20 protein-coding genes and 1 tRNA gene are annotated in these 23700 nt (G+C 65.2%); 11 read left to right on the top strand and 10 right to left on the bottom strand.

What is annotated here, in order from left to right; translation table 11 throughout:
• Window positions 1–3 precede the first annotated feature (3 nt).
• From AC1X6S_RS02625 to AC1X6S_RS02610, 4 genes are all read left to right on the top strand, one after another.
• On the top strand, window positions 4–891 hold the full coding sequence (locus AC1X6S_RS02625) for a carbohydrate ABC transporter permease (protein WP_483404262.1): 888 nt from the start codon (window positions 4–6) through the stop codon (window positions 889–891).
• Window positions 892–913: 22 nt separating this feature from the next.
• Complete coding sequence (locus AC1X6S_RS02620) at window positions 914–1612, top strand: ThuA domain-containing protein (protein ID WP_483404261.1); 699 nt, start codon at window positions 914–916, stop codon at window positions 1610–1612.
• Window positions 1597–2703, top strand: a complete 1107-nt coding sequence (locus AC1X6S_RS02615) for a Gfo/Idh/MocA family protein (RefSeq protein ID WP_483404260.1) — start codon at window positions 1597–1599, stop codon at window positions 2701–2703. Before AC1X6S_RS02620 ends, AC1X6S_RS02615 begins: the two co-directional genes overlap by 16 nt.
• A 139-nt stretch (window positions 2704–2842) precedes the next feature.
• Window positions 2843–3244: a four-helix bundle copper-binding protein gene (locus AC1X6S_RS02610; RefSeq protein WP_483404259.1), complete on the top strand. Its 402-nt coding sequence runs from the start codon at window positions 2843–2845 to the stop codon at window positions 3242–3244.
• A gap of 46 nt (window positions 3245–3290) precedes the next feature.
• Here AC1X6S_RS02610 and AC1X6S_RS02605 read toward each other — a convergent pair whose 3' ends face one another.
• Together AC1X6S_RS02605 and AC1X6S_RS02600 are read right to left on the bottom strand one after the other, a co-directional pair.
• Window positions 3291–5831 carry an ATP-dependent DNA ligase gene (locus tag AC1X6S_RS02605; protein ID WP_483404258.1) on the bottom strand — a complete coding sequence of 847 codons (2541 nt, stop codon included), beginning with the start codon at window positions 5829–5831 and terminating at the stop codon, window positions 3291–3293.
• A gap of 25 nt (window positions 5832–5856) precedes the next feature.
• Window positions 5857–6438, bottom strand: a complete 582-nt coding sequence (locus AC1X6S_RS02600; protein ID WP_483404257.1) for a PadR family transcriptional regulator — start codon at window positions 6436–6438, stop codon at window positions 5857–5859.
• Window positions 6439–6662: 224 nt separating this feature from the next.
• Here AC1X6S_RS02600 and AC1X6S_RS02595 point away from each other — a divergent pair, with 224 nt between their 5' ends.
• Window positions 6663–7166 (top strand): DUF3145 domain-containing protein, encoded by a 504-nt coding sequence (locus AC1X6S_RS02595; RefSeq protein ID WP_483404256.1) that lies wholly within the window; start codon window positions 6663–6665, stop codon window positions 7164–7166.
• A 156-nt stretch (window positions 7167–7322) separates the two neighbouring features.
• Here AC1X6S_RS02595 and AC1X6S_RS02590 read toward each other — a convergent pair whose 3' ends face one another.
• The 6 genes from AC1X6S_RS02590 to aceE form a co-directional block, all read right to left on the bottom strand.
• On the bottom strand, window positions 7323–8558 hold the full coding sequence (locus AC1X6S_RS02590; protein WP_483404255.1) for a beta-ketoacyl-[acyl-carrier-protein] synthase family protein: 1236 nt from the start codon (window positions 8556–8558) through the stop codon (window positions 7323–7325).
• 118 nt (window positions 8559–8676) lie between these two features.
• Window positions 8677–8925: an acyl carrier protein gene (locus tag AC1X6S_RS02585; protein ID WP_108391126.1), complete on the bottom strand. Its 249-nt coding sequence runs from the start codon at window positions 8923–8925 to the stop codon at window positions 8677–8679.
• Window positions 8926–9008: 83 nt separating this feature from the next.
• Window positions 9009–10013 carry a beta-ketoacyl-ACP synthase III gene (locus AC1X6S_RS02580; protein WP_483404254.1) on the bottom strand — a complete coding sequence of 335 codons (1005 nt, stop codon included), beginning with the start codon at window positions 10011–10013 and terminating at the stop codon, window positions 9009–9011.
• A gap of 27 nt (window positions 10014–10040) precedes the next feature.
• Entirely contained in the window at window positions 10041–10955 is a 915-nt protein-coding gene (locus AC1X6S_RS02575; protein ID WP_483404253.1) for an ACP S-malonyltransferase, read from the bottom strand.
• A 100-nt stretch (window positions 10956–11055) separates the two neighbouring features.
• Window positions 11056–12252: a PucR family transcriptional regulator gene (locus AC1X6S_RS02570; protein WP_483404252.1), complete on the bottom strand. Its 1197-nt coding sequence runs from the start codon at window positions 12250–12252 to the stop codon at window positions 11056–11058.
• 18 nt (window positions 12253–12270) lie between these two features.
• A complete protein-coding gene (gene aceE / locus AC1X6S_RS02565) occupies window positions 12271–14997 on the bottom strand; it encodes a pyruvate dehydrogenase (acetyl-transferring), homodimeric type (protein WP_483404251.1) in 2727 nt (908 codons plus the stop codon).
• 279 nt (window positions 14998–15276) lie between these two features.
• Here aceE and AC1X6S_RS02560 point away from each other — a divergent pair, with 279 nt between their 5' ends.
• The 3 genes from AC1X6S_RS02560 (at window position 15277) to AC1X6S_RS02550 (ending at window position 16745) form a co-directional block, all read left to right on the top strand.
• Window positions 15277–15750: a peroxiredoxin gene (locus AC1X6S_RS02560; protein WP_483404250.1), complete on the top strand. Its 474-nt coding sequence runs from the start codon at window positions 15277–15279 to the stop codon at window positions 15748–15750.
• Between the two features lie 67 nt (window positions 15751–15817).
• Window positions 15818–15890: transfer RNA gene (locus AC1X6S_RS02555), tRNA-Val, on the top strand.
• A gap of 216 nt (window positions 15891–16106) precedes the next feature.
• Window positions 16107–16745 carry a dihydrofolate reductase family protein gene (locus tag AC1X6S_RS02550; protein ID WP_483404249.1) on the top strand — a complete coding sequence of 213 codons (639 nt, stop codon included), beginning with the start codon at window positions 16107–16109 and terminating at the stop codon, window positions 16743–16745.
• Between the two features lie 8 nt (window positions 16746–16753).
• On the opposite strand, the gene AC1X6S_RS02545 is transcribed toward AC1X6S_RS02550, so the two are convergent.
• Entirely contained in the window at window positions 16754–19480 is a 2727-nt protein-coding gene (locus tag AC1X6S_RS02545; RefSeq protein WP_483404962.1) for an ATP-binding protein, read from the bottom strand.
• A 444-nt stretch (window positions 19481–19924) separates the two neighbouring features.
• On the opposite strand from AC1X6S_RS02545, the gene AC1X6S_RS02540 reads away from it, so the two are divergent.
• Together AC1X6S_RS02540 and AC1X6S_RS02535 are read left to right on the top strand one after the other, a co-directional pair.
• Window positions 19925–20749, top strand: a complete 825-nt coding sequence (locus AC1X6S_RS02540; protein ID WP_483404248.1) for a MerR family transcriptional regulator — start codon at window positions 19925–19927, stop codon at window positions 20747–20749.
• Between the two features lie 78 nt (window positions 20750–20827).
• Window positions 20828–21409: a small multidrug efflux protein gene (locus AC1X6S_RS02535; RefSeq protein WP_483404247.1), complete on the top strand. Its 582-nt coding sequence runs from the start codon at window positions 20828–20830 to the stop codon at window positions 21407–21409.
• A 128-nt stretch (window positions 21410–21537) separates the two neighbouring features.
• On the opposite strand, the gene AC1X6S_RS02530 is transcribed toward AC1X6S_RS02535, so the two are convergent.
• Window positions 21538–22497 carry a manganese catalase family protein gene (locus tag AC1X6S_RS02530; RefSeq protein WP_483404246.1) on the bottom strand — a complete coding sequence of 320 codons (960 nt, stop codon included), beginning with the start codon at window positions 22495–22497 and terminating at the stop codon, window positions 21538–21540.
• 389 nt (window positions 22498–22886) lie between these two features.
• Between AC1X6S_RS02530 and AC1X6S_RS02525 the strand changes: the two genes are divergently transcribed.
• A complete protein-coding gene (locus tag AC1X6S_RS02525; RefSeq protein WP_483404245.1) occupies window positions 22887–23669 on the top strand; it encodes an aggregation-promoting factor C-terminal-like domain-containing protein in 783 nt (260 codons plus the stop codon).
• Window positions 23670–23700 lie beyond the last annotated feature (31 nt).

The following is a 23700-nucleotide window of genomic DNA, read 5'->3' as shown; positions in this document are numbered from 1 at the left end:
GAAATGACCAGCACCGTGGACGCAGAAGCTTCCGTCACCCCGCAACCGCAGGCATCCGCTCGCTCAAGACGCCGGTTCCGCCAACTGAATATCCCCGGCGGACTCGCCGGCTGGATCTGGCTCGCGATCATCATCATCCCGATCTACTACGTGGTGATCACGAGCCTCAAGACCCAGGCAGGGTACTTCGGTCAGAACCCACTGCTGCCGCCACTGTCGCCGACCCTCGAGAACTACGTCATGGTGCTCGAAGCGGACTTCGCCCGCTACTTCCTGAACAGCGCCATCATCACCATCGGAGCTGTCGTTCCGACACTCGCCGTGTCGTTCATGGCGGCATTTGCGATAGTGCGGGGTAACGGGAAGTTCCTCAAGGGCGTCAACGGCCTGTTCCTGATGGGGCTCGCCATCCCGCTGCAGGCCACGATCATCCCGGTCTACCTCATCATCATCCGGCTCAGCCTCTATGACAGCCTGCTCGCCATCATTCTGCCGTCGATCGCGTTTGCCATCCCGCTCAGCGTGCTGATCCTGTCGAACTTCATCCGCGATGTCCCGAAAGAGCTCTTCGAATCGATGAGGCTCGACGGCTGCAGCGAGTGGCAGACCCTGTGGCGACTGGCGCTCCCACTCACCAAGCCGGCCATCGTCACCGTCGCCATTTACAACGGCCTCGGTGTGTGGAACGGCTTCCTGCTGCCGCTGGTTCTCACGCAGAGCCCGGATCTGCGGGTCCTGCCCCTCGCGCTCTGGAACTTCCAGGGTGAATTCAGCGTGAACATTCCGGCGGTGCTCGCCTGCGTTGTGCTGACGACGCTCCCTATTCTTGTCCTGTATACCATCGGCCGTCGCCAGCTCCTCGCCGGGCTGACCGCCGGCTTCAGCAAGTAACAACCAAGTAAGGAAGTAACACATGACGAATGCCCGCACCGCTCTCGTAGTCCGTGGAGGTTGGGACGGTCATCAGCCCGTCGAGGCGACCAACCTCTTCATCCCTCACCTCGAAGCCAACGGTTTCACCGTGAGGGTCGACGAGAGCCCGGCGGTCTACGCCGATGCCGACTACATGGCAACGGTCGACCTGATTGTTCAGTGCAACACGATGAACACCATCGAAAAAGAGGAATTCGCGGGCCTGAGGGCCGCGATCGAGTCCGGCACAGGAATGGCAGGCTGGCACGGCGGAATCGCTGACTCGTACCGCAACAACTCCGACTACCTGCACCTCATCGGCGGCCAGTTCGCGTGCCACCCCGGCAAGCACCCCGACGAGCGCATCGGAGACGCATCGGACAACTTCATCGATTACCGGATCGAAATGACGGATGCCGCTGCCACGCACCCGATCACCGAGGGCATTTCGGACTTCGACCTGACCACAGAGCAGTACTGGGTGCTCAACGACGACTACATCGATGTTCTCGCCACGACGACCCTCGCCGCGCGCGAGTGGGACGCGTGGAACCGCCCGGTCACCTCGCCCGCGGTCTGGACCAGGCAGTGGGGTGCAGGCAGGATCTTCGTCGCGACGCCGGGTCACTCGGTTGACGTCCTCCAGAACGATAACGTCAGGACAATCATTGAAAGGGGCATGCTGTGGGCAAGCCGCTAGAACCACTCAAGGTCGGTATCGTCGGCGCGGGAAACATCATCGCCGCGTACCTCGAGACGTTCCCCAAGCTCGATGCGGTTCGACTCGTCGCCGTGGCCGATCTCGACCGCTCCCGTGCGGACGCCATCGCCGACGCTCACCCCGGCGTTCGGTCGCTCAGCGTCGACGAGTTGATGGCCGACGATGAGGTCGAGCTGGTGCTCAACCTGACGATCCCCGCTGCTCACGCGCAGGTCGCGCTTCAGGCAATCGCGGCCGGCAAGCAGGTGTACGGGGAGAAGCCGCTGGCAGCCAACACCGAGCAGGCATCCGCCGTCCTCGAGGCAGCGAAGGAGGCAGGCGTGACGATCGCGTGCGCCCCGGACACCGTGCTCGGTACCGGAACGCAGACCGCTCGCCGCGCCATCGACGATGGACTCATCGGCACACCGGTCTCCGCGACTGCGACGATGATGACACCCGGCCACGAGCGGTGGCACCCCAACCCCGACTTCTACTACCTGCCGGGCGGCGGTCCACTGCTCGACATGGGTCCGTACTACATCTCCGCGCTCATCACCCTTCTCGGCCCGGTCGCGTCGGTGATCGGCGCGGCAAGCCACACCCGAGCGTCGCGCACGATCGGTTCGGGAGCGCGGCAGGGAGAGTCGATTCCCGTCTCAACCGACACCCATGTCACCGGCGTTCTCGTCCACGAATCGGGTGCGCTGTCAACGCTCGTCATGAGCTTCGACGCTGTCGCAACGCAAGCGGCCAACATCGAGATCCACGGCGAGACAGGTTCGCTCATCGTCCCCGACCCGAACCGGTTCGATGGCGACGTGAAACTGCGCACACTGGGGTCCACGGAGTGGGAGACTCTGCCGGTGTCGGCGGGTTATGTCGACGCGAGCCGGGGGATCGGCCTCCAGGACCTGGCCATGTCAGGTGCGGATGCCGCGCCGCGGGCGAGCGCGACCCTCGCGTTCCACGCCCTCGAGGTGATGGAGTCGGTGCTCCGCTCTGCGCACACGGGGCAGGCGGTTACGGTCGAGAGCACGTGCGAGCGTCCGCGAGCGGTACCCCTGACCGAACTGACGGTTCCGGTCTGACATCCTGGGGCACTTCGTGCCTCAAGAGACTGGCGCACACGGCATCCTGAACCTACTCTTGTGGTCACGGGGCCACGTGCGACACCCCTGATGTCCGGCGAATTCGGCCCGTCGCACCGCGAGCTAAGGGGTAGGCGACATGAGTTTTGCAGAGTCAATGCTTCTCGCCTACCCCCGGCCGCTGCCGCACGTCGACAGGATCGCGCTTACGGAGTGCATCGAGGCGTGTATGGAGTCAGCCCAGATCGCGACCGCGTGCGCTGAAGCTTGCCTGTCCGAGCCGGATCTACCGGATCTCGCCGGGTGCATCAGGGCATCACTCGACTGCTCCGATGTCGCCGGCACCACGGCGAAAGTACTGGCCAGGCATCCGGGCTACGACGCCAACCTCCGTCGTGCGCTCCTCGCGGCCTGTCGTGCCGCCAGTGCTTTGTGCGCCGAACAGTGTGAGCGGTTCGCCGAGGCGCACAGGCACTGCAGGGTGTGCGCTGAGGCGTGTCGACGCACCGAGGCGGCTTGCGAGCGCTTGCTCGACGTTTAGCGCTCGGCGTGGAGCGCGCGACTCTGCAACGCGCAGCGTGCGGGTCTTATTCGATGACGACGTCCTCCGGCGATTTGTCTGGCCGCCAGCCACGCCACGACGAATGCCGCAGTGCACCCGTCGATGTCCACTGGAGGAACGTGACCTCGCCGACGAGATCGGGTCGGATCCACTTCGCATGCCTCAGTTCGTCGTTCGGCGCGTCATGCACCGGTGGAGAATCGACGCCCATCGATGCGAACGTCTTCAGGAAGGATCGCCGGTCCTTATCGGTGAATCCTGTGCCGACCCTGCCGGCATAGCGGATGCCGTCCTCATCGGGGATCCCGAGCACGAGCGAACCGACGGCGTTTGCCGCGTTTCCTGCGCCGGGCCGCCAGCCGACGACGACCACTTCCTGCGTCTTCGCGTGCTTGACCTTGATCCACGACCTGGACCTCTTGCCGGGGAGGTACTGGCTGTCGCGTTCCTTCGCGACGATGCCCTCAAGCCCGAGTTCGAGGCTCGAGGAGATCGCAGCCTCGAAATCGCCGTCGAACTCGGGCGGAACCCGGACCGGCCCGGTCGGGGTCACCGTCCTGTCGAGGGCTGCGCGTCGCACGTCATACTCTTCGCCGGTGATGTCGTGGCCCTCGAGTTCGAGCAGGTCGAAGAGCATGAGCTCGATGCTCGCGGATCGAGCAGCGGCCTCGTCGTCGCTCAGCCCGGCGCGCGACTGCAGGAGGTGGAAGTTCGGCTTGCCCATCTTGTCCATCGCGACGACCTCACCGTCAAGCACAGCAGACGTCGCTCCCAGTGACTCGCGGAGCGGGGCGGCCAGTTCGGGGAACGTGTCGGTGAGGTCGTTGCCGTTGCGGCTCAGGAGGCGAACGGCGCCGTCGTCGATGTACACGACGGCTCGATAACCGTCCCACTTCATCTCGAATGCCCACTCGTGCTCATCGTCGATGTCTGTCGCGTTCCCGTTGGCCGCGAGCATCGGCCGGATGACCTCGCGTCCCAGCGGCGTCGCTGGTGCGGTGATGGACGAGCGACGCTCCGCCGCGGGCGGCGGTGCCGACGGTGCTTCCGTTTCGCCCTGCGGATGGGGCGCAGCGTCGTGCGCTGGTTCGCGCGTCGGCGAATGCCTGCTGCCGGTCTTCTTTGCCGCAGGGTCCATGAGGTGGATGAGCCAGTTGTTCTCGGCACCCGGGCGTTTGGTGTGAATCAGCGCGTACTTGCGGGGGACCCCGCCGAGCCCACCGTCGTCCTGGCCGGAGAGCGTCACGATGACTTCCTTGTCTTCGCGCCACTTCTCCAGCTCGAATGTGCCCGAGTCCCAGATGGTCACCTCTCCAGCACCGTATTCGCCCTTGGGGATGCGCCCCTCGAACGTTCCGTACTCGAGCGGGTGGTCTTCGGTCTGCACCGCGAGGTGGTTCTCGTCGCTCGTGAGTGGCGGGCCCTTGGGTACCGCCCATGACACGAGGACCCCGTCGTGCTCGAGGCGGAAGTCGTAGTGCAGGCGGCGGGCGTGGTGCTCCTGGATGACGAACGAATTGCCCGAGGTCAGAGCAGCGACCGCTTCGGGTACCGGTTCAGGGGTCTTCGTACCGTCGCGCATGCTGCGGTACTTGGCAAGCCGGTCCGTGCTCTCCGCCGTGCTCTCGAACCGCGCCATGTGATCCGGTGTCGGCTCAAGTCCAGCGGTACGCGCGGATGCCAGCGGCGCGAGGAGGTCGCCGTCGCGAGCGACGCGCTCGAGAACCTCCTTAAAATCGAGCTGGGCGAGGGTCGGCGATTCCAGCTCCTCCCACGAACGCGGTGCCGCCACCGTCGGAGTGAAGCGCCCCCTGAGCGAATAGGGCGCGATCGTCGTCTTGGCGCTGTTGTTCTGGCTCCAGTCGATGAGAACTTTCCCGACGCGAAGCGACTTCTTCATGTCACTCACGATGAGATCCGGATGATCCGCTTCGAGCGCCCGCGCCAGTTCATGCGCGACACTCGACACCGTGTCGCTTGGCAGTGAGCCGTCGAGCGCCGCGTACAGGTGGATTCCCTTGCTCCCGCTGGTCACCGGCAGCGGATTCAGGCCCATATCGGAGAGGATGTCCCGCGCGAGGAACGCGACAGCGGCACAGTCCGCCAGCGTGAGTCCCTCGCCCGGGTCGAGATCGAGCACCAGGCGGTCGGGGTTACGTGCGCCACCGGTGCGCTCGAACTGCCACTGCGGTACGTGGATCTCGAGGGCGGCGATTTGCGCGAGCCAGGCCAGCGTCGCCCTGTCGTTGACGAGCGGGTAGTCATTATTCCTGCTGCTGTGCTCGATCGAGCGGCGGGCAACCCACTCCGGCGTCGAGTCGTCGAGGTTCTTCTGGTAGAACACCTCGCCCGGTTTGTCCGGTGTGCCGACGCCGTGGACCCAGCGTTTGCGCGTCGCGGGTCGGCCCGCCGTGTATGGCACCATGACGTTGGCGATCTCGGCGTAGTAGCGCAGGACGTCGGCCTTGGTCGTTCCGGTTTCCGGGTAGAGCACCTTGTCCAGGTTGGTGAGTGTGATCCGCCGGCCGTCGACGTCGACGGTCTGGCGGGAGCCTGACTTCGCCATTACCCGGTCCTTCCCTCCGGCACCCTCAGGCCCGATCGTGCAGCATCGGTCCCGGCCTGCGACCGCGAAGTGGGCGGATGCTGCGGAGCGGGATGCTCGGATCGCCAACCGCGCTGAGGCGGGCCTCGACATCGCCGAGCCAGTCGATGGCGGCGCGAGCGACGCGCTGCTCGGCCGAGCGGGCAAGCTCGACCCGCAGAGAAGGCGGACCGCTGTCGTCGCCGGCCGGCACGGCATCCGCTGCCGTCCACGAAGCGAGCTGCCTGGCGATGACCTTCCGCCATCCGGAACCGGGCAGGCTCGACGCCACGAGAACCTGGTCGGCCATGTCGGCCCAGTTGCGGACGTCGGGTGCTGTCGGTGCGCCGAGCCAGTCGATTGCGGCCGCGTGGCCTGTCGGCGTGAGCGTGTAGAGCGGCAGGTTGTCGTCGGTCGCGGTGTCTGACCTGATCAGGCCGTCGCGAACGAGCCGGTCGAGCGTGGAGTAGACCTGGCCGACGTTCACCCCCGCACGGTGAGGGGCGCGGGCGGCGAGCTCGTCGCGGAGCTGGAGGCCGTAAGCGGAACCGAGAGTGAGGATCGCGAGGATCGCATCCTTCACCGCCATGGGGTTCCTTCCGGTAACGACGATCCGGCGTTTGCGAATCTCTACCCAGTATAGAGATTCGGCGACACGCCGGGGCAGCATAATCACATCGTTGTTATTCCTGTGCTATTTGGGGCATAATGACGAGGACGGCGGTCTGCCGGACAACTGAATACCGGATGCTGCATCTCACTTTTTTCACGGGTCGTTGGGGAAGACGTACCACGGTGAACAAGGAGGAGAAAATGGTGGCATCTGTCGCACGCGGAGTGATTTTGGTTCACTCCTCACCGCGCGCTCTGTGCCCGCATGTCGAGTGGGCTGCAGGTCGCGCTCTTGGTCGTGCTGTGAACTTCGCCTGGGTAGAGCAGCCGGTGCTGAAGGGCGCCCAGCGCGCTGAGTACTACTGGGAAGGTCACCAGGGCATGGGTGCCGCCATCGCTTCCTCGCTTCGCGGCTGGGAGCACCTGCGTTTCGAGGTGACCGAAGACGCGTCGCCCGGCGCGGATGGCGGACGCTGGCTGCATACCCCCGACCTCGGGATTTTCTACGCACAGACCGACTCCGCGGGCAATGTCGTGGTGCCGGAGGATCGCATCCGCTACGCCATGGATACCGCGGGCTCGAACCCGGCCGAACTGCAGCGTGAACTCCGGATCGCCCTCGGCCAGGCCTGGGATGACGAGCTCGAGCCGTTCCGCTACGCGTCAGATGACTCGAGCGTGATCTGGCTGCACAAGGTCGGCTAGGCGGATGCCTGTGTGAGCCCAGGGCCATCCCGGTGGCATGCTGCGCAGGTCGGTGACTCCTCCCGGCTGGCACGGACCGTGAAACCGACAGGCCCTGCTACGAAGAAAACCCCGCACACCTTTCGGCGTGCGGGGTTTTCGAGTGTTGCGGCGAACTCAGAAGCTCCGGAACGCAGCGACGGCGTTGTGGCCGCCGAACCCGAAGGAGTTGCTGATCGCGAGCAGGTCACCGGTTCCGAGGTCGCGGGGCGTCGTCACGACGTCGAGCGGGATCGCCGGGTCCTGGTTCTCGAGGTTGATCGTCGGGGGAGCGACGCGCTCGTGCAGGGCCTTGACCGTGAACAGCGCCTCGATCGCACCTGCACCGCCGAGCAGGTGACCGGTGGACGCCTTTGTCGCGCTGACGGCAATCGACTCGAGGTGGTCGCCGAAGACGCGCCTGAGCGCGTAGTACTCGGCGATGTCACCGACCGGAGTGCTCGTCGCGTGTGCGTTCACGTGGACGACATCGGTGAGTGCAAGGCCGGCGTTCTCAACGGCGGCGATCATTGCACGGGCCGCTGCCGATCCTTCCGGGTCCGGAGCGGTGATGTGGTACGCGTCGCTGGTCACGGCGCCGCCCAGAACCTCGGCGTAGATCCGGGCACCGCGGGCCTGGGCGTGTTCGAGGGTTTCGAGCACGAGCGCTGCTGCGCCCTCGCCGAGGACGAAGCCATCGCGGCTGACATCGTAGGGGCGTGACGCCGTGGTCGGGTCGTCGTTGCGCTTGGAAAGCGCCTGCATCGCGGCAAAGGACGCGATCGGCAGCGGGTGGATTGCGGCCTCGGATCCGCCGGCGATGATGACGTCGGCCAGCCCAGCCTGGAGGTGCTCGAAGGCGTTGGCGATCGACTCGGTGCTCGAAGCGCACGCGGAGACGACGGTGCGTTCTCCGGCTCGGGCGCCGAGGTCCATGCCGATGGCCGCTGCCGGGCCGTTGGGCATGAGCATTGGAACGGTCATGGGCAGTACCCGGCGAGGGCCGCGCTCACGCAGGGTGTCCCACGCGTCGAGGAGGGTCCAGACGCCACCGATTCCGGTCGCCCAGTCAACACCGAGACGAACGGGATCAACGTCGGGGGTGCCGGCGTCAGCCCACGCTTCGCGTGCGGCGATCAGAGCGAACTGGCTCGATGGGTCGAGACGCTTGGTCTCCATGCGGGGGAGAACGTCGGCGGCGGGAACTGCTGCCTGGCCGGCGATCGTGATGGGCAGCTCATACTTGGCCACCCACTCCTGCTCAAGGGTGCGGACACCGGACGCGCCGGCGAGGAGGTTATCCCAGGACTCCTGGGCAGTGCCACCGATCGGTGACGACGCACCAATCCCTGTCACGACAATTCTTTTGGTCATTCGATGAACTCTCTTGGTGCGGGGTCACGATACAAGCGATACAGGGATGGCTCGTGTGGCGCGATGAGGGACCGGGTGTGGGTTTGGGCCGCGACCCGGTCCTCATCGACGCAGGGTGTTAGCCCTGTGCTTTGACGATGAAGTCGACGGCGTCGCCGACTGTCTTGAGGTTCTTGACTTCCTCGTCCGGGATCTTGACGTCGAACTTCTCTTCTGCGTTGACAACGATGGTCATCATCGAGATCGAGTCGATGTCGAGGTCGTCGGTGAAGGACTTGTCGAGCTCGACGGTGTCTGCAGCGATTCCGGTTTCGTCGTTGACGAGCTCTGCCAGGCCGGCGAGGACTTCTTCAGTGGACAGTGCCATGGTGTTATCTCCTTGAGTATCGATTGACCGTGAAACAGTCTATGGGGGTAGTTGTGCCCGGTCCGGGCACACGAGGGGTGTGGCTAGGGCAGAACGACGACCTGGGCGGCGAAGACGAGGCCCGCTCCGAATCCGATCTGAAGGGCGAGGCCGCCCGAAACCTCGGGGTGCTCCTGCAGGAGACGGTGCATGGCGAGGGGGATCGAGGCCGCGCTGGTGTTGCCGGTCGTTTCGATATCCCTGGCGATGACGACGGTCTCCGGCAGCTTCAGCTGCTTCGCGAACTCGTCGATAATGCGCATGTTGGCCTGGTGGGGAACGAAGGCGGAGAGCTGGTCGGCGGTGATTCCGGCCTTCTCGAGTGCTTCCTTGGCGACCTTGGCCATGTCCCACACGGCCCAGCGGAACACAGTCTGCCCCTCCTGGCGCAGGGTCGGCCACGGTGCTTCGCCGCGGCGGTATTCCTGCAGGGTGGCGTTCATGCCGACGGCACCCGCCTTGGAACCGTCGGAGCCCCACACGGTGGGGGAGATGCCGGGGAAGTCGCTCGGCCCGATGACGGCAGCGCCTGCGCCGTCACCGAGCAGGAAGGAGATCGACCTGTCCTCGGGGTCGACGACATCCGACAGCTTCTCGGCGCCGATCACGAGCACGTACTTGGCGACACCGGTGCGGATGAGTGAGTCGGCCTGAGCGATGGCGTACGGGTACCCGGCGCACGCGGCGTTGACGTCGTAGGCTGCTGCGGGGTTCGCCCCGACACGGTCGGCCACGACCGCCGCCATGGACGGGGTCTGCTGGATGTTGCTGATGGTCGCGATGATCACGGCGTCGACCTCGGCGGGGTCCACCCCCGACGCTTCGATCGCCTCTCGAGCGGCGTCCGTTGCCAAGTCGACGGCCAGGACGTCCTGGCTCGCGCGCTTGCGTTCGATGATGCCCGTGCGCTGGCGGATCCACTCGTCTGACGAGTTGATCGGCTCGATGAGGTCGTCGTTGGGAACCGACAGGTCACCGCGTGCGGCACCCATCCCCAGGATGCGGGTGAACGCGGGCCCCTGGGACTGGTTGAGGGTAGGTCTGGTCATTCGTCTCTCTCGGGTAACGGAGATGGCTTACGCGTGAAGCAGTTCGAGCGCGGCCGGGATGTCGTTCGGGGTCTTGATCGCGACAGATGGAGTGCCCTTGAGCCCGCGCTTGGCGAGCCCGGTGAGCGCCCCTGCCGGTGCGACCTCGACGATGCCGGTGACCCCATCGGCCGCGAACGCGTCCATGCAGAGGTCCCAGCGTACCGGCGACGCCACCTGTCCGACGAGGAGTTCGACGAATCGCGAACCGGAGTCAACGACGCTGCCGTCGCGGTTCGTCCACAGGCGAAGCTCAGGGTCGGATGCCGTCAGGCCGGCCGCGACGGTCGCGAGCGCGTCGCGGGCTGGTGCCATGTACCTGGTGTGGAATGCGCCTGCGACCTGCAACGGGATCACGCGCGTGCCTGGGACCGGATCGGCCGCCAGCCGGGCGAGCGCATCGAGAGCACCGGCAACCACGATCTGGCCGCCGCCGTTGAAGTTCGCTGGCTCGAGTCCGAGTTCGTTCAGCCGCGCGAGCAACGCGTCGACGTCTCCACCGATCACGGCGCTCATTCCCGTTGGCGTCGCTCTGGCCGCAGCGGCCATGGCTGTCGCCCGGGCGGCAACGAAGCGCATGGCGGCATCCTCGGTGAGCACGCCGGCGCCGACGGCCGCGGTGATCTCCCCAACGGAGTGACCGGCGATGCCGGGGACCGTGGCGGGGTGGCCGACGTCGGCGAGTGCGTGCAGGGTGAGGAGCCCGGCGGCAACGATCAGGGGCTGCGCCACGGCGGTGTCGCGGATCGTCTCCTGGTCGGATTCGGTACCGTGCTTCACCAGGTCTAGTCCTGCGGCTTCCGAGTACTGCTCGACCAGTCGCAGGTAGTCGCTGTTTTCAAGCCAGGGGGAGAGGAAGCCGGGGGTCTGGGAGCCCTGTCCGGGGCAAACGAGAACGATCACGGTCCTAGTCTGCCAACAGAGTGTGCGGCGGCTGTGTTGAACACGTCACAAGAATCCGCGAATCGTTTGTGTATGTTCCACATAGCCACGGAGGTTGTCTCTAGCGTCGGCGTTTGAATCCGTCGGGTTCTGCGATCGAACCGAGGATCAGCGCGGCCTGGAGGATGAGCGCCTCCCGAGCGCCGGTCGCGTCCCACCCGATCACGTCGGACACCCGCTTGAGGCGGTACCGGACGGTATTGGGGTGCACGAAGAGCTCGCGTGCGGTGGCCTCGAGCGACCTGCCGTTGTCGAGATAGCACCACAGCGTCGTGACCAGCTCGGTCGAGTGCGCGTGAAGCGGCTTGTAGATGCGTTCAATGAGCGTGGTTCGAGCGAGCGAATCGCCGGCCAGCGCGCGTTCCGGCAGCAGATCGTCTGCCTGTACCGGCCTGGGGGCGTGGCGCCAGGCCCGCGCGACGGCGAATCCGGCGAGGGCCGCGCGTGCGCTCCTGGACGCTTCGACGAGGGTGGGCACCGCGTGACCGAGCACGAGATAGCCTGGGCCGAAACCTGGCTCGAGGTGCGTGGCGATCTCGACGAAGCTCAGGGATGCGGCTGTGCCGATCTCTTCGTCGTCGACACCGTGGCTGGTCTCGGCGCGTCCAATAACGAGGACAAGCCGGCCGCCCTGCACGCCGATGAGAACATCCGCGGCCATGTGACGCGCCGTTCGTCGCAACTGATCGACGTCGAGCTGCGGGGGTGTTGTTCCGACGAGAACGGCGACTTCACCGTGTCCATGCCAGCCGAGGGCAGCAATCCGACTGGGCAGCTCGTCATCGGCCTCACCGGAGAGGATGGAGTCGACGACGAGCGCTTCGAGCCTGGCGTCCCAGAGCCCGCGTGCCTCCGCTGCCCTGGCGTAGACGTCGGCCGCGGCGAACGCGATCTCCCGCGAGTACAGCAGGATCGCCTCGCGGAGGTCCTCGCCGCCGTCCTTGATCCGTTCTTCAACGACTTCGACCGTGACGCGAATGAGCTGCAGCGTTTGCTGCAGGCTCACCGAACGCAGGAGTTCCCTCGGGGCGGCGCCGAAGACATCCGCCGCGATCCACGGAGTGGATTTCGGGTCGTCGAACCAGGCGATGAACGAGGTGATGCCCGCCTGGGCAACCAACCCGACCGCAGACCGCCGCCCTGGCGGCATTTCTGCATACCAGGGCAGCGTGTCTTCGAGCTGTTTCAGCGTTGTGGTGGCGAGCTCGCCTGACAGGCGTCGAAGCCAGGCGAGCGTTTCACCCTTCGAGCGCGGCACGGCCGGCGGTGTGATGGTCTAGCTTTCACCACCGGCATTGCCGGTGGTTCCAGCGTTGACGTCGAGAAGCTTGTACTTGTCGATGGCGCGGCCGGGCAGCGAAGCGTCGACCTCGCCGCGGGCGGCAAGCAACTCGAGGGCACGAACGACCATCGACGGTCCATCGATCTTGAAGTATCGGCGGGCAGCCGCACGGGTGTCGGAGAATCCGAAGTTGTCTGCACCGAGTGTGGCGAAGTCGCCCGGCACGAACTGGCGGATCTGATCGGGCACCGCGTGCATGTAGTCGGTAACCGCGATGAACGGTCCCTGCTCATCCTTCAGTCGCGCTGTCACGTACGGGACCTGCGGTTCCGCATCGGGGTTGAGGAAGTTGTGCTCCTCAGCACGGATGCCGTCACGGCGCAATTCGGACCAGGAGGTAACCGACCAGACGTCGGCAGACACGCCCCAGTCCTCAGCCAGCAGGTGCTGGGCTTCGATGGCCCACGGCACCGAAACGCCCGAAGCGAGGAGCTGGGCCCTCGGTCCCTCGGTCTCGGAGCCCTTCACCTTGTAGATGCCGCGGAGCAGTCCGTCGACGTCGAGGTTCTCAGGTTCGGCGGGCTGCACGATCGGCTCGTTGTACACCGTGATGTAGTACATCACGTTGGGGTCTTCGTGCTTTCCGCCGTACATCCGGTCGAGACCGGCGCGCACGATGTGGCCGATTTCGTAGCCGTATGCCGGGTCGTAGGTGACCGTGGCCGGGTTGGTCGACGCGAGGAGGGGGGAGTGGCCGTCAGCGTGCTGAAGTCCCTCGCCCGTGAGCGTCGTGCGGCCCGCTGTCGCACCGATGATGAAGCCTCGGGCCATCTGGTCGCCGGCGGCCCACAGTGCGTCGCCCGTGCGCTGGTATCCGAACATCGAGTAGAAGACGTAGATCGGGATCAGGGGCTCGCCCTGGGTGGAGTACGTGGTTCCGATGTTGGTGAACGCGGCAGCGCCACCCGCCTCGTTGATGCCGACGTGGAGGATCTGGCCCTGCGGGCTCTCCTTGTATGCGAGGAGGAGTTCGCGGTCGACGGAGGTGTAGTGCTGTCCGTTCGGGTTGTAGATCTTCGCGGTCGGGAAGAACGCGTCGATACCGAAGGTTCGAGCCTCGTCCGGGATGATCGGGACGATCCGGTTGCCGAAGTCCTTCGAGCGGATCAGGTCCTTGAGCAGTCGGACAAACGCCATGGTTGTGGCGATCTCCTGCGTGCCTGAGCCCTTCTTCGAGATCGCGTAGGTGGAGTCCTCAGGCAGCTTGATGTCGGTGTACTTCGACCTGCGTTCGGGGACGTATCCGCCGAGCGCCGTGCGACGTTCGTGCAGGTACTGGATGGCCTCGTCCTCGACACCCGGGTGGTAGTACGGCGGCTGGTACGGGTTCTCCTCGAGCTGGGCGTCCGTGATCGGCACGCGCATCTCGTCTCGGAACATCTTGAGGTTGTCGAGCGTCATCTTCTTCATCTGGTGGGTCGCGTTGCGCCCCTCGAATGACGGGCCGAGACCGTAACCCTTGACGGTCTTGGCGAGGATGACGGTCGGCTGGCCCTTGTGCTCTGATGCGGCCTTGAAGGCGGCGTACACCTTGCGGTAGTCGTGGCCACCGCGCTTGAGGTTCCAGATCTGGTCGTCGGAGTAGTCCTCGACGAGCTTGAGCGTGCGCTCGTCGCGACCGAAGAAGTTCTCACGGACGAAGGCTCCGCTTTCGGCCTTGTAGGTCTGGTAGTCGCCGTCGGGGGTGGCGTTCATGAGGTTGAGGAGAGCACCGCTCGAGTCCTTCGCGAGCAGGTCGTCCCACTCGCGGCCCCAGACCACCTTGATGACGTTCCAGCCGGCACCGCGGAAGAAGCTCTCGAGCTCCTGGATGATCTTGCCGTTTCCGCGCACGGGGCCATCGAGGCGCTGCAGGTTGCAGTTGATGACGAAGTTGAGGTTGTCGAGGCCCTCGTTGGCGGCAACCTGGAGCTGGCCACGGCTTTCGACCTCGTCCATTTCGCCATCGCCGAGGAACGCCCAGACCTGCTGGTCACTCGCATCCTTGATCCCGCGGTTGGTCAGGTACCTGTTGGCCTGTGCCTGGTAGATGGCGTTGATCGGGCCGAGACCCATCGATACCGTCGGGAACTGCCAGAACTCGGGCATGAGTCGCGGGTGCGGGTACGACGAGATGCCGTGTGGCGCACGGGACTTCTCCTGACGGAACCCGTCGAGCTGGTCCGTTGACAGGCGACCCTCGAGGAATGCGCGAGCGTAAGTTCCGGGGGAGGCGTGACCCTGGATGAAGATCTGGTCGCCACCGCCCGGGTGGTCCTGGCCGCGGAAGAAGTGGTTGAATCCGACCTCGTAGAGCGCGGCGGATGATGCGTACGTCGAAATGTGTCCGCCGACACCGATACCGGGGCGCTGTGCGCGGTGCACGGTGATCGCCGCGTTCCAGCGGATCCAGGCGCGGTAACGACGCTCGATGTCCTCGTTTCCGGGGAACTCCGGTTCGTTCTCCGGCGCGATCGTGTTGATGTAGTCCGTCGTCGGCACCATCGGAACGCCGAGGTGAAGTTCACGGGAGCGCTTCAGCAGGCTCAGCATGATTTCGCGCGCACGGCCGTGACCGTGGGTAGCGACGAGCTGGTCGAGCGACTCTTGCCATTCCGCGGTTTCTTCGGGGTCAGCATCGAAGTTGTCAACCGAGTATGGGTCCTGGTCGTTTACAGTCACCGTCGACCTTTCTGTATGGGCAGATCGTGCCTGGTTTTCCGAGGTGCAAATGTCAGACAGGGTCGGGTTACGACGCGCGCAGGCACCTCAGATCAGCCTAGCGACTTACGCGGGCAAGTGGCGACTTCCACAGCAAAGGGCGACTTACGGCTGGAGGTGTGCGCCAATTCCGGATCGATCGTTTGGTGTTGGAGAATCGCGGGTCTAGTGTGTGTCACTGGTTTGGAACCGGATCCTCGCGCAGCCGAGGCAGGACCATTCCGGAAAGGACGCAATCCGATGGCTCTCGAGAACGACACCAGGGCGCCCGACTTCGCGCTCGTCAACCAGTTCGGTGAGACCGTACAGCTCGGCAGCTTCCGTGGAAAGCGGGCCGTCGCACTGGTCTTTTTCCCGCTTGCTTTCTCTGGCAGGTGCACGAGCGAGTTGTGTGAACTCCGCGACAACCTCTCGCTGTTCCAGGATGCCGGGATCGAACTCATCGGCATCTCCGTTGACTCCAAGTCCGCGCTCCGGGCGTGGGCCGAGCAGGAGGGCTACGAGTTCACCCTGCTCTCAGACTTCTGGCCACACGGTCAGGTCAGCAAGGAATACGGCGTGTTCCTCGACTCGAAGGGATTCGCCAACCGGGCGACGTTCGTGATCGACGTGGATGGAATCATCCGGGCGAGCTTCATCACTGCTCCAGGGGAAGCCCGCTCGCTCGAGGCGTACCGCACAGCGGTCGAGAACCTGCAGCGCCAGCCCGCGTGAGTGGGCATCCGGTTTCAGGTCGTGGCCGGAAAGTGTGTAACATGATCACGCTGCCATCGGCAGTGAGGGGCCTTTAGCTCAGCTGGTAGAGCGCCACGTTTACACCGTGGATGTCATCGGTTCGATCCCGGTAGGGCCCACACACGTTCAGCCCATTTCGGGTCTGAACCCGCGAACCGCGGTCTGTCTTCGACAGGCCGCGGTTTTTGCGTGCGCGAGGCGCGACAGCCGCTGACAACAACACCCGTGGTGTAGCCGCGACGTTCGGCGTATCGTCAGCACCGGCACCGGGGCAGCTGCGGCACGGCGCGTGTCGCCTCGTTGAGAGCCCCGGACAGTGACGAAAGGAGTTCTCCATGTCCGGCCGCATTCACATTGACCACTTCACCACACTCGATGGCGTCGCCCAGGCGCCGGGGGGTCCCGAGGAAGACGCCGACGGCGGATTCGCGTTCGGGGGCTGGCAGGCGCCCCTCATCGACAGCACAGTGGGAGCTCAGGTCGACGAAGGGATACGGAGCATGGACGCCCTGCTTCTGGGGCGTCGCACCTACGACATTTTCGCCGCGTACTGGCCACACCACCTCGACGGGCCCGATGCCGACATCGCCCGCAAGTTTGACGCGATCCCCAAGTACGTCGTGTCGCGGGGCACGCCGGAGCTCGACTGGCGCGACTCGCACCTGATCGGTGGCGATCTCATCACGGAGGTGTCAGTGCTGCGCGAGCGGCACCGGGAGATCCACGTCATCGGCAGCATCGACCTTTCCCGCACCCTCGTCGCCGAGAACCTGTTCGACCAGTTGAACCTGTGGGTATACCCGATCGTCGTCGGTGCCGGCAAACGCCTGTTTCCCGACGACGGCCCGCCAGTGGCCCTCGAACTTCTCGCTGCGGATGGGGCGTCCGAACAGGGCGCGGTTCTCCTGCGTTACCGATCGACGGGTTCTGTCCCGGCGACGGGCGACATGGGCGAGGAGAATTCCGCACCCTGACAGCGTCGTCAGGCGAGCTGCAAATCCTTGAGCTGCCTGCGTGACGAGATATCGAGTTTCTGGAAGATGGTGCGCAGGTGGGATTCAACAGTTCGCGGGCTCAGGAAAAGCTGCGAGCCCACCTCCCGTGAGGTCGCGCCGGTGGCTACCAGTCGTGCAATGTGCAGCTCCTGGGCCGTGAGTTCGTCGGTTCGTCGGGCGGTGCGTTTTCTCGGATGCTCGCCGGTGGCGTGCAACTCGCGCGCAGCTCGGGCGGCGAAGGCTTCGGCGCCCATCTCTGAGAAGAGTTCGTGGGCTGTTCGCAATCGGCCACGTGCCTCCTGACGACGTCCCTCACGGCGTAACCATTCGCCGTAGAGCAGCTGAGCACGAGCGGCCTCGCCAGCAATGCGTGACTTACTGAGATGTGCGATCGCTCCGAGATACCATTCCTCCGCCGCAGGGCCGGCGATCGTCAAGGCTCTGGATCGTGCCTCAAGACCGAGCGCCCAATCGGTGCCACTGGCACGCGCACGCACAGACAAGCGCGCGAGTGCGTCCGCTGCACTCTCGGGGTCGCCACCACGGACAGCTGCCTCGATCAACTCGGGCAGACCGATCGTGCTGAGGGAGAGTTCGGCCGCGTCGGAAGCCTTTACGGCGGCTCCCTGGGCCGCCGAGTACTCGCCGAGCCCGTTGTAAAGCACGGCGCTTGCGTAGTGCGCCATCGTTGCTTCCGAACTCCCATCGGTGTTGCCGGGTCTCAGGAAGGTGAGGCTGTTCAGCTCTTCTACCGCTGTCCGGTCACCGCCCCATGCGGCGAGGATGGCCTGGGTGTGGCGCAGTTTCACTCCTCCAATCGACTCCGCGATCGCCTCCGCCTCAGAAGTCAGCTCCCGCGCACGGGTAAGCTGCCCGCTTATCGTCAGGATGTTGGCGTGGAGTTTCAGAGCGGCGGGGAGCGCGGCCAGAGCGCCCGTGCTGCGCGACACGGCGACAGCGCATTCGGCGAGGTGATGGGCGCGTTCGTCGTCGAGGATACCGACCGCGAGTCGGCCAGCCAGCCAGAGCCACGACTGGCTGACATCCTCCTCCTGTACGGTGTCTGGGCGCGTCGCCTCGCCCAGCGCGTCGAGTGCGAGCCGCAAAGCCGGGACGCCCGGCGAATAGCCGTGGACCATCGTCACCGCGAGCGCGTCCAGAAGCAGGTCCACAGGCCGAATAGCCTGGGCTGGCGGTGCGGTGAGAGCCGTTCGCGCGATGGCCGTCGCCTGAGAGGCGCCGCTGATGATTGCCGCGTCCAGCGCGTGCAGATAGGTCTCGCGCGACAGGTCGGGGTCGAACGGGGCAAGCGTCGCGGCGGCATCCAGCAGCATGTCCGGAACGTCAGCACCGCGGGTGAGCTGAAACGCGATCCGGGCGCGGAGCAGTGCGACTCGAGCGCTTTGCAGCGAATCGGCCGGCCCACCCTCGGCGATCGCGAGCAGGTCCACCGCGTTCTCAAATGCGCCAGCGTTGGCCAGCGAGCGCGCCGCTTCCAGCGCGCGCCTGGTGCGATCCACGACGTCAGGGCTGAGCTCTGACGCACGTCTCAGGAACGCACCTGCGGCGGCGTGGCCGCCGCGCGAACGCGCCCGCACTGCCGAGCGCTCTAACTGTGCGGCAACCTCCTCATCAACGCCCAGCACCGCTTGCGCGCAGTGCCAGGCGCGCCGGTCAGGGTCGAGGGTTGCATCGGTGGCCGCGGCCAACGCGCCGTGCACGCGGCGGCGGGCCGCCGGGTCCGCGGCCCGGTACACCGCCGATCGCACCAGAGGATGGCGAAATCGCACTACGGAATCGATCTCAATAAGTCCGGCGGCTTCCGCCGGAGCGGCGGACTCCGACGCCATGCCGAGTTCGGTGGTCGCACGGCACAGCAGTGCCGGGTCTCCGGTGGGCTCAGCCGCCGCGGTGAGCAGCAGCAACTGCGTCGTCTCGGGTAACTCACTCGAGCGTCGTCGGAATCCACTCTCGACTCGGCCTGGAACATCCGACACGTCAGGAAGCTGGAATCCGCCAGCGAGTCGAACTGCTGGCGCATCCGCGGGGAGCTCAAGGAGCGCAAGAGGGTTGCCACGTGCCTCCGCGATGATGCGCTCGCGTACGTCGTCGTCCAGCGGAACGCGAACAGCGGCGTCCAACAGCTTTCGCGCAGAGACACCGTCGAGTCCCGTCAACCTCAGCTCCGGCAAGCCGGGGAAGCGGGTTCGCTGCCCGCTGACATCCCGCTCACCGAAGACCATGACGAGCCGGTCAGCATCGACCCGGCGAGATACGAATGCCAGCACTTCGGCGGAAGCCTGATCGAGCCACTGTGCGTCATCGACGAGACAGAGCAGCGGACCCTGCTCGGCGACCTCTGCAATCAGGTTGAGAGTAGCCAGTCCAATGAGGAACCTGTCCGGTGCTGGACCGCTTCTCAGTCCCAGGGCCACCCCGAGCGCTACCTGCTGCGGCTCGGGTAGCGCGCTGAGATGATCGAGGAACGGGGCGCAGAATTGATGAAGACCCGCGAACGCGAACTGCGTCTCCGTTTCGATACCGGTCGATGATTCCACACGGAATCCAGAGGCGGCGGCGACATCTCCCAGGTGTGCCAGCAGCGCCGTCTTCCCGATTCCCGCGCCGCCGCGCACCACGAGGACCGCGCTGCCGCCGGCTTGTGCCTCGATCAGCAGCTGCTCGACCTCACGGCGCTCCAGGCGCCTACCCAGAAGTTTCGACAGGTTTGCTCCGTTCAGAGGCTGACTGCTTCTACAACCAACCCTGTAGTTATCACAGCATTATGGCCGACGAGGGCGGTGTAGGACCCGGATCGGTGATATTGCGCACATCTCAGTGCTTTCTACCGACGCGAGGCCACCGCGTACGGACGACGCTGAAGACCTGGGCAGGTTCGGTGACGAGTTGCCCTTCGTGACACATCGTTCGAACAAGGGAGAGAGACCGTGGGAAGCGATATATCTCGAACAGGCGTCTGCGGCGCAGGTGCGCAGACCGCACGTTGCAAATCCGATCAGCGCGAAGCTTCCCGCTGGCCGCCGGACGGCTCGGAGACTTCGCTGGACGACTCCGTGAGCCTGGCTGTGGCGCTTGCCTCGATCATGCTGAGCCTCGGCTCTGCCGGTGCGCGGACTCGCGGATCAGGAGGATAGACCGTGGCATGGAGTACACGCGAGCTCGCGGAGCTCGCCGGGACTACGGTCAACACGATCCGGCACTATCACCGAATCGGCCTGCTGGACGAGCCGGAACGGACGTACAACGGATACAAGCAGTACGGCGTTCGGGAGCTGGTGTGCCTGTTGCGGATCCTCCGGCTGGCTGGGCTTGGTGTGCCGCTGGCGAAGATCGCTCATGTCGGGGCGGGTGGGCAGGCTGCGAAAACTGCCCTGGAAGAAGTGGACGACGAACTTGTCGTGCGTATCAAGCGGCTGAAGCAGGCTCGTGCCGACATCGCCGCAGTCCTTCGTGACGATGCCCCACCGGACGCTCCTTTCGGTTTCGTCTCCGTGGCATCTCGATTGTCTGAGTCTGACCGGTCGATCCTCCACATCTGGAACCGGCTCTACGACGAGGATGCGATGGCTGATCTGCGGCGGATGGTGGAGCTGGATTCGGATGCCGGCGCGCTCGGGAAAGAGATCGATGCGCTTCCGCCCGCCGCGAATGAGGCCACGCGGGCACGGCTCGCAGCAGGGCTGGCGCCGATCCTGGCGCGCAATCTGGTCGATTACCCCTGGCTGAGGAACCCGGCCGAGCACCTCGCGAAAGGGGAGCGGGTCACGCGACAGACGTTTGTCGAAGCACTTACGGAGCTGTACAACCCAGCCCAGCTCGATGTGTTCGCTCGCGCGGGCGCCCTCGCGCGGCAGCGGCAGGCTGACGTCCCAGCCCGCGACAAAATTGCTGTGTCAGGCCGCCGCCACGCGGAACATCCGCTCTCTCCCCGAGTCCGGCGACCGCTGCCTCTCGGGGCTTGACTGTGTTCTGGGAACACAGCCTCTAATGGTCGGAACGTCGACATATTCGACGCCTGACAACAGAGAGGAACCACAGAAATGAACCCCATAGAGGAACTCGTCCGCAATTTCCAGGAGCTCGTGGCCCAGGTGCCCGAGATCGTTCAACCGTTCGTCGTGATGCTCGCGTCGGCAATCCCCTTCGTCGAGGGTGAGGGCGGTGCGCTCGTCGGTATGGTCGGTGGACTTAACCCGATTCTCGTCGGCGTCGCGGCGGCGGCCGGCAACTTCCTCAGCGTCCTTCTGGTCGTCGTTGTCAGTTCCCGGGCGCGTGGCGCTGTGGTGGATCGCCGAGCAGCACGCCGCCAGCTCGTGAGCGTTGGTGCGGGGGGAGCGGCCGCGACGGAAGGAGGGTACGTCGGGACGCTCGAAGAGGTCCCGGCCAAACCTGAGTCGAAGGGCCAGCAGCGCGTCAAGGGGTGGCTGCTCCGGTTTGGCGTACCCGGAGCCAGTATCCTCGGCCCGTTGGCGATCCCGACGCAGTTCACCTCCGCGATCTTCGTCGCTGGCGGTGCCTCGCGCGGCTGGGTCCTGCTCTGGCAGGCCGTCGCGATCGCGCTGTGGACGACGGCAGCCACGGTCTCCGCCTGGGCCGCACTCACGTTCATCGTCGGCATCTGACGGACGGAGCGGCGCTTGTGTTACCCGGCGCGACACAACAAAGGGAGGGCTGGCCAAATGTGGCCAGCCCTCCCTTTCTCAGTCGGAACGGTGAGCTTCTCTGAAGATCAGCGTCGCGGCATCCGTGACTACTTCGTCGGCGGCACCGGCGCGTACAGCGCCTCGATGTCGGCGAGTTCCATCTCGGCGGTTGCCTGGATGAGCGCCATCAGGTCGGTGTCCAGCCCGGGGGAGAACTCCTCGAAGCGCTCCGCAGCGATGGTCGAGGGAACCCCGGCCGGCGCCTGCTCGTTGGCGATGAGTTCGGTTCCGTCGTTCGAGGGCGACATGCCCTGGAAGATCTTCCCCGCTTCGGACTGCCCGGTGAGGTCGAAGGTGTACTGCTTGCTCTGAAGGCCCAGGTCGACGAGCTTTTTGACCTCGGGGAACTTCTCGGCGTTCGTCTTGGGAATCGGCAGTGCCGACTTCCAGTTCACACCGAGGGTCTCCAACGCCTTTGCATAGGCGTTCTCGTGTGCCTGGTCGCGAACGATCAGGTACGAGATCGTCGAGCGAGCCGTCTTGTTGTCGGTCATCTCATAGATGCGGCACTTCTGCAGCCGCCCCGTCGACTCGAGCATGAGGTTGTACAGCAGGTCGAGCACCAGGTTGCCCGAGTTGTATACCCAGCTTCCGTTCCACGGGTTACCCGCGGCATCTACCGGGAGAGCTCCCTGGGCGCCGACGAGGTAGTGGTGGATGTTGCTTTCGTGCATGGCAATGTTGAGCGGCGTCGCGCCCCCAGAACCCGGCTTGTCGAGCGGATCGGTCGGCTTCCCTGAATACTCGGGAGAACCGTCAAGCAGTCGCGAGATCGTGGTTCCGATGAGTTCGACGTGGCTGATCTCCTCGGTTCCGATTCCCTGCATAAGGTCGCGGTACGGCTTTGCACTCGGTCCGCGGAAGTTCATCGCCTGGAAGAGATACTGCATCATCGTCCGCATCTCGCCGAACTGGCCGCCGAGACCTTCCTGGAGGGCGTTGGCCGCTGCCGGATCCGGCTCGTCGGGGACGATCTCATTAATCAGTCGTTGCACGTGAAAAAACACTGCTACCTCCTGGGGTTATCTCGTGATCTACGTGTCTTCGACTCTGCACCTCGAAACGGGGTCGAAACAGTGGGTGGACGCACGGCCGAATCGCCGCTAACATCCGCAGGGACTGCCGGTACACACTGTTTGTACAGGGTTCGGAGCGGAGTTTCCCAGTTGGACCGCGCACACTTGACCAATCAGTCGCCTGCGCGCCCGAATCGCCAGGCGTGACGTGAACAGGATTCGCGTCAGCCCGACATCGACCGTCATCCCCGAAGCCTCAGAGCAGCCGTACCCCCGGCCCTCGCTCCACGATTCGGTTGAAGCCCCGTTCAGTGCGGCTTCACCGTGTCGAGGCTCACGCTGGGCGTGAACTGACGCGCGCCGGCCCAATCCCGGAAAATATGCTCTTACTCAAAAAATTTACCCGCGCCCAAATTCTCATCGCATCAGTCGTTCTCGTCGGTGTGCTCATCGCCTCCTTCCTCACCATCCAGTCCACTGTCATCCGCGCGCAGAGCGTTGCAACGGGCGACAAGATTGGGAGCTCGTCGAGCAAGCTCGCCACAGCCCTCACCGGTACATCAGCCCTCGTATCGAAGGCCAAGGCCGACAATCACGCTGAGGCGGTGCTGGCCGAAGCGAACCAGGTCGTCGTTGAGGTGCAGGCGAAAGTCGACACGGCTCCGCTGACCACCTCAATCGCCTCGCTCGCCTCCTACGCCAGCCAGGACGAGGCCACCGTGATGGAACTCGCATCGACAACGCAGGCGACGTCGGCTCAACTGCGCGCGCAAGCGGCAGAGGCCGACCGTCTGGCAGCCGAAGCGCAGGCAGCCGCAGCAGCGGCAGCCGCCTCGGCCCAGGCAGCCGCCAACACCCCCGACGGTGCCCGTGCAACGGCTCGCGCCCTCGCCCAGTCCAGGCACGGCTGGGGCGAAGACCAGTTCTCATGCCTGAACAAGCTGTGGCAGAAGGAGTCCGGCTGGTCCGTGAACGCGTTCAACGCCTCGAGCGGCGCTACCGGCATCCCGCAGGCTCTCCCCGGAAGCAAGATGGCGACCGCCGGCAGTGACTGGGCGACCAACGCGTCCACCCAGGTTGCGTGGGGTCTCGACTACATCGACCGTGCCTATGGCACGCCGTGTTCAGCGTGGTCGCACTCGCAGGCCGTCAACTGGTACTGATCCTCGCGTAACGGCATCCTGCACAGAGACC

Source organism: Mycetocola sp. Y442 (assembly GCF_056898615.1).
Note: the sequence above shows the minus strand (reverse complement) of the source record. Positions and strands in the feature narration are given on the sequence as shown.

Bases quoted from the DNA above. Each gene is read 5' to 3' on its own strand.
- AC1X6S_RS02625 (WP_483404262.1), top strand. From the start codon at position 4: ATGACCAGCACCGTGGACGCAGAAGCTTCCGTCACCCCGCAACCGCAG.
- AC1X6S_RS02620 (WP_483404261.1), top strand. From the start codon at position 914: ATGACGAATGCCCGCACCGCTCTCGTAGTCCGTGGAGGTTGGGACGGT.
- AC1X6S_RS02610 (WP_483404259.1), top strand. From the start codon at position 2,843: ATGAGTTTTGCAGAGTCAATGCTTCTCGCCTACCCCCGGCCGCTGCCG.
- AC1X6S_RS02605 (WP_483404258.1), bottom strand. From the start codon at position 5,831: ATGGCGAAGTCAGGCTCCCGCCAGACCGTCGACGTCGACGGCCGGCGG.
- AC1X6S_RS02600 (WP_483404257.1), bottom strand. From the start codon at position 6,438: ATGGCGGTGAAGGATGCGATCCTCGCGATCCTCACTCTCGGTTCCGCT.
- AC1X6S_RS02595 (WP_483404256.1), top strand. From the start codon at position 6,663: ATGGTGGCATCTGTCGCACGCGGAGTGATTTTGGTTCACTCCTCACCG.
- AC1X6S_RS02590 (WP_483404255.1), bottom strand. From the start codon at position 8,558: ATGACCAAAAGAATTGTCGTGACAGGGATTGGTGCGTCGTCACCGATC.
- AC1X6S_RS02585 (WP_108391126.1), bottom strand. From the start codon at position 8,925: ATGGCACTGTCCACTGAAGAAGTCCTCGCCGGCCTGGCAGAGCTCGTC.
- AC1X6S_RS02580 (WP_483404254.1), bottom strand. From the start codon at position 10,013: ATGACCAGACCTACCCTCAACCAGTCCCAGGGGCCCGCGTTCACCCGC.
- AC1X6S_RS02560 (WP_483404250.1), top strand. From the start codon at position 15,277: ATGGCTCTCGAGAACGACACCAGGGCGCCCGACTTCGCGCTCGTCAAC.
- AC1X6S_RS02550 (WP_483404249.1), top strand. From the start codon at position 16,107: ATGTCCGGCCGCATTCACATTGACCACTTCACCACACTCGATGGCGTC.
- AC1X6S_RS02535 (WP_483404247.1), top strand. From the start codon at position 20,828: ATGAACCCCATAGAGGAACTCGTCCGCAATTTCCAGGAGCTCGTGGCC.
- AC1X6S_RS02525 (WP_483404245.1), top strand. From the start codon at position 22,887: ATGCTCTTACTCAAAAAATTTACCCGCGCCCAAATTCTCATCGCATCA.